General features: G+C 72.8%; 12 protein-coding genes and 1 tRNA gene. 5 read left to right on the top strand and 8 right to left on the bottom strand.

The annotated features are described in order from the left end of the window. Positions 1-39: 39 nt before the first annotated feature. From fxlM to E0D90_RS18020, 3 genes are read left to right on the top strand one after another with little or no spacing between them, the layout of a single operon-like run. Entirely contained in the window at positions 40-1,287 is a 1,248-nt protein-coding gene (fxlM, locus tag E0D90_RS18030) for a methyltransferase, FxLD system (protein WP_130799255.1), read from the top strand. A gap of 4 nt (positions 1,288-1,291) precedes the next feature. Further along, complete coding sequence (locus E0D90_RS18025; RefSeq protein ID WP_130799254.1) at positions 1,292-2,458, top strand: hypothetical protein; 1,167 nt, start codon at positions 1,292-1,294, stop codon at positions 2,456-2,458. Then, a complete protein-coding gene (locus tag E0D90_RS18020) occupies positions 2,439-2,660 on the top strand; it encodes a DUF397 domain-containing protein (protein ID WP_130799253.1) in 222 nt (73 codons plus the stop codon). Before E0D90_RS18025 ends, E0D90_RS18020 begins: the two co-directional genes overlap by 20 nt. Before the next feature lie 182 nt (positions 2,661-2,842). Here the strand turns inward: E0D90_RS18020 and E0D90_RS18015 are convergent. Further along, a tRNA-Met gene (locus E0D90_RS18015) sits at positions 2,843-2,919 on the bottom strand. 94 nt (positions 2,920-3,013) lie between these two features. Continuing rightward, entirely contained in the window at positions 3,014-3,445 is a 432-nt protein-coding gene (locus E0D90_RS18010; RefSeq protein ID WP_103503862.1) for a Fur family transcriptional regulator, read from the bottom strand. 151 nt (positions 3,446-3,596) lie between these two features. Between E0D90_RS18010 and E0D90_RS18005 the strand changes: the two genes are divergently transcribed. Beyond that, positions 3,597-5,060 (top strand): catalase, encoded by a 1,464-nt coding sequence (locus E0D90_RS18005; protein WP_130799252.1) that lies wholly within the window; start codon positions 3,597-3,599, stop codon positions 5,058-5,060. 160 nt (positions 5,061-5,220) lie between these two features. Here the strand turns inward: E0D90_RS18005 and E0D90_RS18000 are convergent, their stop codons facing one another. Both E0D90_RS18000 and hisN read right to left on the bottom strand, forming a co-directional pair. After that, entirely contained in the window at positions 5,221-5,607 is a 387-nt protein-coding gene (locus E0D90_RS18000; protein WP_103503860.1) for a CBS domain-containing protein, read from the bottom strand. A 255-nt stretch (positions 5,608-5,862) separates the two neighbouring features. Continuing rightward, positions 5,863-6,660, bottom strand: a complete 798-nt coding sequence (gene hisN, locus E0D90_RS17995; protein ID WP_130799251.1) for a histidinol-phosphatase — start codon at positions 6,658-6,660, stop codon at positions 5,863-5,865. Between the two features lie 124 nt (positions 6,661-6,784). Here hisN and E0D90_RS17990 point away from each other — a divergent pair, with 124 nt between their 5' ends. Further along, positions 6,785-7,330 carry a TetR/AcrR family transcriptional regulator gene (locus tag E0D90_RS17990; protein ID WP_130799250.1) on the top strand — a complete coding sequence of 182 codons (546 nt, stop codon included), beginning with the start codon at positions 6,785-6,787 and terminating at the stop codon, positions 7,328-7,330. 82 nt (positions 7,331-7,412) lie between these two features. Here the strand turns inward: E0D90_RS17990 and rsgA are convergent, their stop codons facing one another. The 4 genes from rsgA to E0D90_RS26655 form a co-directional block, all read right to left on the bottom strand. Beyond that, on the bottom strand, positions 7,413-8,414 hold the full coding sequence (rsgA, locus tag E0D90_RS17985) for a ribosome small subunit-dependent GTPase A (protein WP_130799249.1): 1,002 nt from the start codon (positions 8,412-8,414) through the stop codon (positions 7,413-7,415). A gap of 13 nt (positions 8,415-8,427) precedes the next feature. Next, the gene (aroA, locus tag E0D90_RS17980; protein ID WP_130799248.1) at positions 8,428-9,843 is read right to left on the bottom strand and encodes a 3-phosphoshikimate 1-carboxyvinyltransferase; all 1,416 of its coding nucleotides are present in this window, start codon (positions 9,841-9,843) and stop codon (positions 8,428-8,430) included. Positions 9,844-10,136: 293 nt separating this feature from the next. Further along, the gene (locus E0D90_RS17975; RefSeq protein ID WP_103503856.1) at positions 10,137-10,850 is read right to left on the bottom strand and encodes a M50 family metallopeptidase; all 714 of its coding nucleotides are present in this window, start codon (positions 10,848-10,850) and stop codon (positions 10,137-10,139) included. 143 nt (positions 10,851-10,993) lie between these two features. Continuing rightward, positions 10,994-11,442, bottom strand: a 449-nt coding sequence (locus E0D90_RS26655) for a hypothetical protein (protein ID WP_227870298.1), incomplete at its 5' end; no start/stop codon positions are given.

The raw sequence follows: 11,442 nt of genomic DNA, 5'->3' as shown, positions 1-11,442 counted from the left end.
CGCCCGACCCCAGCCCGCCACGACACTAAGGTGCCGACCATGCCCCTCACCGAGAGCACCGCAGCCTCCCCGGAAGCACTGCGGAACCAGCTCGTCGACGACCTCACCGCAGCCGGTACGGTCCGCACCGACTCCGTCGAGGCCGCGATGCGCGCCGTGCCCCGGCATCTGTTCCTGCCCGGCCACGACCTGGCCCAGGCGTACGCCGACGGCCCCGTCTACATCAAGCAGGACGGGAGCGGAGCGTCGATCAGCGCCGCGTCGCAGCCTGGCATCGTCGCCATGATGCTGGAACAGCTCGACGTACGGCCCGGGGACCGCGTGCTGGAGATCGGCGCAGGCACCGGCTACAACGCGGCCCTCCTCGCCCACCTCACCGGCGGGACCGGGCGCGTGACGACAGTCGACGTCGACGACGACCTCGTCGAAGACGCCACCGCGAACCTGACGGCCGCCGGCGTCGACAACGTCGACGTCATCCTGGCCGACGGGGCCCTGGGCCACCCCGGCTCCGCCCCCTACACCCGCGTCATCGCGACGGTCGGCGCCTGGGAGGTACCCCCGGCCTGGCTGCGGCAGACCGCCGTCGGCGGTCGCATCGTGGTGCCGCTGCGCCTGGCCGGCGCCGCGTCACGGAGCATCGTCTTCGAGCGCGCCGAAGGCGGCTGGCGCTCCAAAGGCAGTGAACAGGCCGTGTTCATGCCGCTGCGCGGTATCGGTAACGACGCACGGCGCGTCATCGACCTCACCGGTAACGGCTCTGTCACTCTCCAGGCGCACGCGGACAACGAGGACGGCACCGACCCTCAGACCCTCACCGGGGTACTGGACCACCCCGCCCACGAGACCTGGACGGACGTCCACTTCGTTCCGCGGGAGTCGTTCGAAATGCTCGACCTCTGGCTGAGCTGCCACCTTGCCAATCCCCTGATGCGCCTGAACGCGCTCTCGGACGCCACCGAGAGCGGCCTGGTGAGGCCCATGTTCGGCAGCACAGCCATGGCCACCACCAGCGCCGACGGCACCCTTGCCTACCTGGCCATCCGGAAGGCACCCCCTACGCCGCGGGCCGAACGCCGCTTCGAGGTAGGGATCATCAGCCACGGCACCTCGGCCCGGACCCTCGCGGAGCAGGTCGCGGCGGAGATCTCCGCGTGGCACCAGAACGCCCGGTCGACGACCGTCCGCTTCACTCTGCCGGACCGCCCGCCCAGCGCCAGCGTCCGCAACCGGGGACGAGTCGTCCTCGACCGCCCGCGCCAGCCGATCATCGTCACCTGGGAGTAACCCGATGGACCCCACCGGGCCAATAGCCCGACGGTTCCCCCTCGTCGCCCGCGCCCGCCCCGCATGTGCCCCACTCGCCCAGCGAGTCGCGGGCCTCACCCGGCGGGCGCGGGCCGCCGCCCAGGACTCCGACCTCGCCGCCGCCACCTCGGTGCACAACCTCTCTGCACTCCTCGCCAGCGACGTCGGCGACCACCACCTGGCCCGCGCCTGGTGCAGAGACCACGCACACATCTATCTACACGCCACGCCGCTCCCCGCACCAGCCGCTCGCTTCGCCCTCGAACCCCTGGTCAATCTCGCCCGCCTCCACACCCGGGCCGGCCGCGGACACCTCGCCTACGAACTCCTCTCCCGCCTGTACAGAGCCCTCAAAGATCGCGCGTCGGTCGAGATCGACGGCCTCAGGGTCCCGGGCCGGCTGACGACCAGCCCCGAGGCGCACGCCGAGCTACACCGTTGGCTCTGGTCAGCGCTACTCGCCGAGGGCGGCCGCGCACTCGCCTCAACCGGCCGCTGGAACCAAGCTCTCCTCGAACTCCGGACACACAAGGGCATCGGGCGCAGGATGTTCGACGGCCGCCAGATCGCCGTCATCGCCCACCTCACCCAAGGCGACACCACCAGCGCGGCACGGCTGGTGCACGACACCGCCCCCGGCAACCCCTCGGAGGACGCCGTCACCGCCTGTCTGACCCACCTCGTCGCACCCAGCCACGGCACCGACCGTTTGCTGCTCGACCGCTACCACCAACTACCGACGGCGCCGGGCACGGCCACGTTCGATGTCCGTCTGGGACTGACTGCCCTCGATGCGCTCGGACACCACACTGAGGCAGAAGCCCTCGCCCGACAGATCGCGGCACGGGCCGCGGAAGACGGCTACGCCGCCCGCGACATCCTTCAGCACCCGCCATGCACCGACCGACTCCCACCACATCAGGTCAGCCGGCTCCAGGGCACCGTGACCGCCTGCGCCCTGGGACTTCACCGACTCCCCACTCAGGCATACGTCGAACTCCAGGACGCGCTCACCCTGACCGCGACCGTCATCCACACAGCTCTTGCAGCCGCTCCTACCGCGCTTACGGGAACTGTCTCTCACAGGCGCCTAGATCTCACCCACGTTGAAAGCGTTCTGGAGGAAACCGATGACCGTCTCACGCCCTGAGAGTGGCGCCGCGTGGCGCCGGTCGAGTTACAGCGCCAACGGCGGTGACAACTGCATCGAGGTCGCCGCCGACTTCGCAGCTTCGAGCGGCCTGGTCCCCGTCCGCGACTCCAAGAACCCGGCTGGTCCGGCCCTCGCGGTCCCGGCCGGTGCGTTCGCCGCGTTCGTGTCCGGCGTCAAGACCGGTGAGATCACCGACTGAGCGCCCGCTGCGGAGGAGCCCCATCGCGCACACCACGCGCGGTGGGGCTTTTCGCTGCGATCGCGGGCGGTAGGGTCGTCGGGCCATCGGGCCGGGAGGAACAAGCCGGTCGGCACGCCGCCGCCGCGCCACGCGCACACGACGGAGGGCCCGGTTCCGAACAGGAACCGGGCCCTCGTCACTGGTAGCGGGGACAGGATTTGAACCTGCGACCTCTGGGTTATGAGCCCAGCGAGCTACCGAGCTGCTCCACCCCGCGTCGTTGTGTTCACGACCGTACAGGTGCCGCTCCGGTCAGGGCAAATCCATTGCGCGGGTCCGCGGCACCCCCGGGCGCCCCGGACAGGGCGGACCTACGCCGGGCCGGCGTTTGCCGCCGCGCACTCCGGGCACCGGCCGTAGTAGGTCACGGTCGCTTCCGCGACCTGGAAGCCGAAGCGCTCCCCCTCGGGCAGCGCCTTGAGGGGGTCCGCGGTGAGTCGCACGTCACGGATGGCTCCGCAGTCCGAGCAGACCAGGTGCTGATGGGCCTCGTGGACGTTGGGGTCGTACCGGCGGACCCGTCCGTCGGTGTTGACCTCGGTCACCTCGCCGAGCACCACCAGCTCGCCGAGGGTGTTGTAGACCGAGGCGCGGGAGATCTCGGGCAGCAGTTCCACGGCCCGGGCGTGCACCTCGTCGGCCGTGTAGTGCACGTGCTCGCCGTCCAGCACTTCGGCGATCACGCGCCGCTGCGCGGTGAGCCGCCAACCCCGGGCACGCAGTCGTCGCAGCAGGTCACTCATGGCATCCACCCTAGCGCGAGCGGCCTCCGAGTCCCGAATGAGTTCGGATTCAGCCCGCGTCTTGACTTAGATTGAGTCCAATATAGGATCGGATTCACCCGCGGGCCAAGCCCTCGGGCGACACCGAAGACCTGAAGGGCGTGACAGGCAGATGACCGAGCAGACCGCGACGGGACCGCTGACCACCGAGGCCGGTGCACCGGTCGCCGACAACCAGAACAGCCAGACGGCCGGCGCGAACGGCCCGGTGCTGGTCCAGGACCAGCTGCTGCTGGAGAAGCTCGCCCACTTCAACCGTGAGCGCATCCCGGAGCGGATCGTGCACGCCCGCGGCGCCGCCGCATACGGCACCTTCACGGTGACGGCGGACGTGACGCGCTGGACCCGCGCGGCGTTCCTCTCTGAGGTCGGCAAGCAGACCGAGACGTTCCTGCGGTTCTCCACCGTGGCCGGCAACCTCGGCTCCGCCGACGCCGTGCGCGACCCGCGCGGCTTCGCCCTGAAGTTCTACACCGAAGAGGGCAACTACGACCTCGTCGGCAACAACACCCCGGTGTTCTTCATCAAGGACGCCATCAAGTTCCCGGACTTCATCCACACCCAGAAGCGCGACCCGTACACCGGCTCCCAGGAGGCCGACAACGTCTGGGACTTCTGGGGGCTGTCCCCCGAGTCGACCCACCAGGTGACCTGGCTCTTCGGCGACCGCGGCATCCCGGCCTCCTACCGCCACCTCAACGGCTACGGCTCCCACACCTTCCAGTGGACCAACGAGGCCGGCGAGGTGTTCTGGGTCAAGTACCACTTCAAGACCGACCAGGGCATCAAGAACCTCACCCAGGCCGAGGCCGACGAGCTGGCCGGCAAGGACCCCGACAGCCACCAGCGCGACCTGCGCGAGGCCATCGAGGGCGGCGACTTCCCGAGCTGGACCGTGCAGGTCCAGATCATGCCCGAGGCCGACGCGGCGAACTACCGCTTCAACCCGTTCGACCTGACCAAGGTCTGGCCGCACGAGGACTACCCGCCGATCGAGATCGGGAAGCTGGAGCTCAACCGCAACCCGGAGAACATCTTCGCCGAGGTGGAGCAGTCGATCTTCTCCCCGCACCACTTCGTGCCGGGTATCGGCCCCTCCCCCGACAAGATGCTCCAGGGCCGGCTGTTCGCCTACGGCGACGCCCACCGCTACCGCGTCGGCATCAACGCCGACCACCTGCCGGTGAACCGCCCGCACGCCACCGAGTCCCGCACCCACGGCCGCGACGGCCTGATGTACGACGGGCGCCACGGCCGGGCCAAGAACTACGAGCCCAACAGCTTCGGCGGCCCGACCGAGACCGGCCGCGCCCTGTGGCAGCCGACGACCGTCTCCGGCGTCACCGGTGACCACGAGGCCCCCTCGCACGCCGAGGACAACGACTTCGTCCAGGCCGGCAACCTCTACCGGATGATGTCCGAGGACGAGAAGGGGCGGCTGGTCGACAACCTGGCCGGCTTCATCTCGCAGGTCTCCCGCGACGACATCGCCGAGCGGGCGGTCAACAACTTCCGCCAGGCGGACGACGACTTCGGCAAGCGGCTGGAAGCCGCGGTCCAGGCCCTCCGCGCCTGACCCGCTTGCCGTAGGGGCTCCGGGGTGGCCGGACGCCACGGGCTCCGCCCACCCCGGAACCGGCTCACCGGACGGCCCGTCCGCGCACCACGCGCGGGCGGGCCGTCCGTCGTGCGCGCAGAGGCATCCCGCCCGCACCGGGGCGGCGCGGGGCCGCGCGTCACGAGGCGCTGAGCACCGGGGTCCAGCAGCTGATGATGTCCCGGACCGAGACGATGCCGGTCAGCTCCTGGTCGTCGAGGACGACGAGATGCCGGAAGCCGCCCGCCGTCATCGCCGAGGCGGCCTCCAGCAGGGTCCACGTGGGCGCGGCGAACACCACCTCCGTGGTGGTGTGGCGGCCCGCCCGCTCCTCGTCGGGGTCCTCCCCGGCGCCGATCGAACGCAGCACGTCCCGTTCGGTGATGATGCCGAGACCGCTGGTCTCGGGGTCGAGCACGACGGCCGCGCCGACCCGGCGCGAGGACATCAGCCGTGCAGCCTGCCGGATGGTGTGGTCGGGTCCGATGGTCAGGACGACGGACGTCATGGCGTCACGTACGAGCATGAGGGGGCCACCTCTCTGACGGGGACTCCCACCGCGAGAATGAATTCACAAACCCACAAGCGGGCTCACCCTCATGCTCACACGGCCCCCCGGTGGTCACAAGGGAAGCGGGCGCACCAACCGCAGCGATCCCACCGGGCGGCCCCGCCGGCCCGAACCACCCGGCGGAACAGGCGGGTTGGCAGGCACGGCGAGGAAGCCGCCCCCGCGAGGGGCGCACGCCGCAGCCGGGAGTGGGGAGAGGCCGGCGCCCGCTCAGTCGCCGAGGTAGCCGAGCAGCGGGTGGTGCAGCAGCCCGTTGGAGGCCGCCGCGTTACCGCTGTGCACGCCGTCCCGCCCGTCGAGTCCGGTGAACCGGCCGCCGGCCTCCTGCACCACGATCGCCGGCGCCGCCATGTCCCACATGGACAGCTCCGGTTCGGCACAGATGTCCACCGCGCCCTCCGCGACCATCATGTACGGCCAGAAGTCCCCGTAGGCACGGGTCCGCCAGCAGTCGCGGCTCAGCTGGAGCAGACCGTCGAGCCGGTCGCGCTCCTCCCAGCCGGTGAGCGAGGAGTACGCGAACGAGGCATCCGCGATCTCCGCCACCCGGGAGACCTCCAGACGCGACGCGGAGGTCAGGCTGCGGCCGGAGTACGCGCCACCGCCGAGCGCCGCCCACCAGCGCCGGTTCAGCGCGGGCGCGGAGACCAGGCCCACCACCGGGCGCTCCAGACCGTCCTGGCCCAGTTCGGTCAGCGCGATCAGCGTGGCCCAGACCGGTACTCCGCGCACGTAGTTCTTGGTGCCGTCGATCGGGTCGACGATCCAGCGGCGCGGTCCGGCGCCCGCGCTGCCGTACTCCTCCCCCAGCACCGCGTCGCGTGGACGGGCCCGGCCCAGGGAGGTGCGGATCAGTTCCTCGGTCTCCTTGTCCGCCTCCGTGACCGGAGTCATGTCCGGCTTGGTCTCGACCGAGAGGTCGAGCGCCTTGAACCGCGCCATCGTGGTGGCGTCAGCGGCATCGGCCAGCACGTGTGCCAACCGCAGATCGTCGTCGTAACCGGCCATGCGGCCACAGTATCCGGCCCCCTCGGCGGCGGCCACAGCCGGTCGCGCGGCCCGTATTGACACCGGTGGCGGCTGCGTCAATTCTGTGCGGCAGCAGGCCGAAGTGCCCACGCTGGAGGCGAAGATGCCCACCGCGCGCGAATCGCTGCTGAACGCCGCCCGAGCCGCTCTGGACGACGAGCCCTGGCCCGGAGTCCGCATGGTGCGGGTGGCCGCCGGCGCCGGGGTGTCCCGGCAGACCCTCTACAACGAGTTCGGTGACAAGGCCGGTCTCGCCGACGCCCTGGTGCGGCGCCAGCTCGACGCGTTCCTGCGCGGGGTCGACCTCCGGCTGTGCCGGGCCGCGGAGGCACCGCGCGAGGAGGTGCTGGACTCCCTCGGCAACTGGATCGTGCGCGCCGCGCGCGGTGACCGGCTGGTCCGGGCGGCCCTGACCGGCTGCCGCTGCGACGGACTGCCGACGCCGCCCGACCGCCCCGGCGACCTGGTCGCCGAGCTGCGGGACCGGGCGGTGGCGGCACTGGAGCGGCGGAACGGCGCCTCGCGGGGCGACCCCGGCACGGCGCAGCGGTGTGAGACCACGGTGCGCCTCGCCGTCTCCCACCTGGTTGCTCCGGCGCCCGGCCCGGCCGCGCCGCCGCCGGAGCGGTGGACGGCCACCGGAGCCTGACCCCGGGCGGGTGCGCGGGGTGCACGCGCCGCGCACCCCCGGCGGGTCGGCGCGCACACCTGGCAGTCGCCGTCAGCCGCCGTCAGTCGCCGTCGCGGCGTTCGCGGGTCGCCAGCAGCCGCCGCAGCGAGTACAGCCGCGCCGGGTCGGCGTGCCCGTCGGCGACCCAGGCGTCCAGGGCGCAGCCCTCCTCGTCGTGGCTGCAGGCGCGCGGGCAGCCCGCGGTGCCCGGTTCCAGGTCGGGGAAGGCGAGGATGACCCGTGAGGGGTCGACATGATGCAGGCCGAACGACCGCACACCCGGGGTGTCGATGACCCATCCCAGGTCACCGGGGAGCGGCAGCGCCAGCGCGGAGGTGGTGGTGTGACGGCCGCGTCCCGTCACCTCGTTGACATGGCCGGTGGCCCGTCTGCGGTCCGGGATCAGCGCGTTGACCAACGTCGTCTTGCCGACCCCGCTGTGGCCGACGAACGCGGTCACCCGGTCCTTGAGCAGTTCCCGCACCCGGTCCAGGGTGGTGACGTCGAACTCCTCGGCGCTGGTGACCACATGGCTGACGCCGATCGGCGCGTAGCTGTCCAGGAGCGACGCCGGGGAGGCCAGGTCGGACTTGGTGAGGATCAGCAGCGGGTCGAGACCGGCGTCGAAGGCGCCGACCAGGCAGCGGTCGATCAGCCGGGGCCGTGGCTCGGGGTCGGCGAGGGAGGTCACGATCGCGAGCTGGTCGGCGTTGGCGACCACCACCCGCTCGAACGGGTCGTCGTCGTCGGCGGTGCGGCGCAGCACCGAGCGGCGTTCGCCGACGCGGACGATCCGCGCGAGGGTGTCCCGCTCGCCGGAGTGGTCGCCCACGATGTCGACGCGGTCGCCGACGACCACGCCCTTACGGCCCAGTTCGCGGGCCTTCATGGCGATGACCGTGCGGTCCTCCACCACGCAGGTGATGCGGCCCCGGTCCACGGTGACGACGAAGCCCTCGACCGCGTCCTCGTGCTTGGGCCGCCGGTGGGTGCGGGGGCGGCTGCGGCGTCCGGGGCGGACCCGGATGTCGTCCTCGTCGGTGTTCTTGCCGTAGCGGCGCATGACCGGCGGGCCCTCAGGCTCTCGCCCCGGCGGCCCCGGCGGGGGGTGTGGCGTCCGCCGCCCGGCCGGCGGGGGCCAGGGCGGGCCCGGTGCCGCCGAGCATGGTGTGCCACAGCTCGGGGAAGTCGGGGAGGGTCTTGCCGGTGGTGGCGATGTCCTCCACCTCGACGTCCTTGACCAGCAGGCCGATCACCGCGCCGGCGGTGGCCAGCCGGTGGTCGTCGTAGGTGCGGAAGACGCCGCCGTGCAGCGGGCGGGGGCGGATGCGCAGACCGTCCTCGGTCTCGGTGACGTCGCCGCCGAGGGCGTTGATCTCGCGGGTCAGCGCGGCGAGCCGGTCGGTCTCGTGGAGCCGCAGGTGGGCGACGCCACGCAGGACGGACTCCGACTCGGCGAGCGCGGCGACCGCCGCGATGCCGGGAGTGAGTTCGCCGACGTCGCCGAGGTCGACGTCGATGCCGCGTACCCGGCCGGTCCCGCGCAGGGTGAGGCCGCGTTCGTCGAGGACGCAGTCGCCGCCCATCTCGGTGAAGATCTCCCGCAGCGCGTCGCCGGGCTGCGTGGTACTCCGCGGCCAGTCGGGGATGGTGACGCTGCCGCCGGTGAGCAGCGCGGCGGCGAGGAACGGCTGGGCGTTGGAGAGGTCGGGCTCGATCACCAGGTCCCGGCCGCGCAGGGCGCCGGGGGTCACCCGCCAGACGTTCTCCTCGCCGCCGGACTCCGGTGCGTCCACCTGGGCCCCGGCGCGGCGCAGCATGTCCACGGTCATCCGGATGTGCGGCAGCGAGGGCAGCACCGCGCCGGTGTGCCGGACCTCCACGCCCTGGTTGAACCGGGCGGCGGGCAGCAGCAGGGCGGAGATGAACTGCGACGAGGACGACGCGTCGACCTCGACCCGGCCACCGGCCAGCCCGCCACCGCCCTGGACGGTCAGCGGGAGGGCGCCCCGTCCGTCGTCCTCGACACGGGCGCCCAGGGCGCGCAGGGCATCGATGACGCCGTGCAGCGGGCGTTCGTGGGAGCGGGGGTCGCCGTCGAAGCGGACGTCGCCGTCGGCGAGCGCGGCCAGCGGCGGCAGGAAGCGCATGACGGTGCCGGCGTTGCCGACGTCCACCGAGGCCCGTCCGTGCAGTGGTCCGGGGATGACGCGCCACGCCTCGCCGCGGGCGTCGGCGCCGCCGCCGGGCGCGGAGCTGGAGGCGACGGTCTCCTCGACGCCGACCCCCAGGGCACGCAGCCCGGCTGCCATCAGCAGGGTGTCGCGGGAGCGCAGCGGGCGGCGCAGCCAGCCGGGCTCACCGGCGAGGGCCGCCAGGATCAGCGCACGGTTGGTCACGGACTTGGACCCGGGCACGGTAACGGTCGCCTCGACCGCGCCGGGGGCGGTCGGTGCGGGCCAGAGCTGGGCGGGGGCGCTGCGATCCGTCATGGCAGCCACTGTAGTGCGTCACCCAGTGTCACCCGGACCTTCCGGTCCGCCGTACGTGGCCGTGTGCGCTGCACCGGGTGCCCGCCGGGGGCGCGATGGACGGGACCGGTGGGGTGCTCCGGACGGGGGAACGCCCCTCTGCCGCACGGGACGGCGGGGGCGCCGGACGGCTCCCGGCGCCGGGAGCAGCGCCCGGGACGGACGGGAGGAGCCGCCCGCCGGGCCGGGCGGGTGGAGCGGCCCGCTTCCCACCGGGACGCTGCATCACCCAGGCGGCCGGGCGTCGCCGCAGGTCAGAGCTGGACCAGCCAGCGGGCGGCGCCGACCAGGGAGAGCAGGGTCACCGCGTGGAAGAACAGCACCCACACCAGCGCCGGCAGCCTGGTGAGCCGCGCCAGCTGGTCCGGGTCGGAGTCACCGGCGCCACCACGGCGGCGCTTGCGCTGCAGCTCGAAGACCGGCCGGATACCGCCGAACAGCAGGAACCACACGGCCACATAGGCGAAGGCGGCCTGCACCTCGGGTTCGGTGAGCCAGGAGACCAGCAGGAAGACGGCGCCGGTCACCACGACCGTCACCACACCCCACAGGTTGCGGATCATGATCAGCATCAGCAGCAGCAGCGCCGTGGAGCCCCACAGCAGCATGGTGATGCGGCCGGCGCCGAGCAGCGCGGCTCCGGCGAGGCCGAGCAGCGAGGGGGCGATGTAGCCGGCGGCGGCGGTCAGCACCATGCCCAGGCCGGTGGGCTTGCCGCGGGAGACGGTCAGACCGGAGGTGTCGGAGTGCAGCCGGATGCCCTCCAGCTTCCGCCCGGTGAGGAGGGCGACCAGGCCGTGGCCGCCCTCGTGGGCGATGGTGACCGCGTTGCGGGTCGTCCGCCACGAACCCCAGGGGCCGACGAGGGCCAGGGCTATGGCGGCGGTGACCAGCACCAGCCACAGCTCCGGCGCCGGCTGGGTACCGGTGACCCGGCCCCACAGTTCGTTGATGTCTGCGATGTCCATGCGTCCTCAGCGTCCAGCGGTACCGGGCTCCCCCGCCTCCGCGCCGTGCGGGGCGGACGGGCAGCCGATCCTATGTCCCGGGGAGGACGAGAACGCCGGGGAGGACGGTTCCGCGCCCGGGTGGGGTCAGCGCCCGGGTGGGGTCAGCGCCCGGCCGGGTCCGGCCCCGAGCGCGCCCGGCCGTCCGGCCACGGCTCCGCGGCCCGCTCGAACGGCTCCGGCAGCCGTGCCGCCGCACGGCGCCGCCGGGCCTCCTGGGGCAGTGCCGCCAAGGGGGTGGCCACCAGGACCGCCAGCGCGGCGTGCAGCACGCCCCGGCCGGTCTCCCCGGCGTGCAGCGCCGACGCGAGCGCGGCCAGCTGCAGCAGGACCAGGGCGCCGAGCACGGCGACGGTCAGGCGCGGCCGGTACGGCGACTGCCCGATCTCCCCCGCCAGCCGCAGCGCCAGCGCGTCGGTCTCCGGGTCGCCGGTGAGTTCGCCACGGCGCACAGCCCGGGTGGCGGCCTTCAGCCTGGCCGGGTCGGTGTCGGGCGGGAAGGGGAGGGACCGCCGGCGCAGGAAACGGGCGACGCCGAGCGCCGGCCCCACAC

It is taken from the genome of Streptomyces otsuchiensis, from assembly GCF_004305975.1.
Lineage (GTDB): Bacteria > Actinomycetota > Actinomycetes > Streptomycetales > Streptomycetaceae > Streptomyces > Streptomyces otsuchiensis.
Note: the sequence above shows the minus strand (reverse complement) of the source record. Positions and strands in the feature narration are given on the sequence as shown.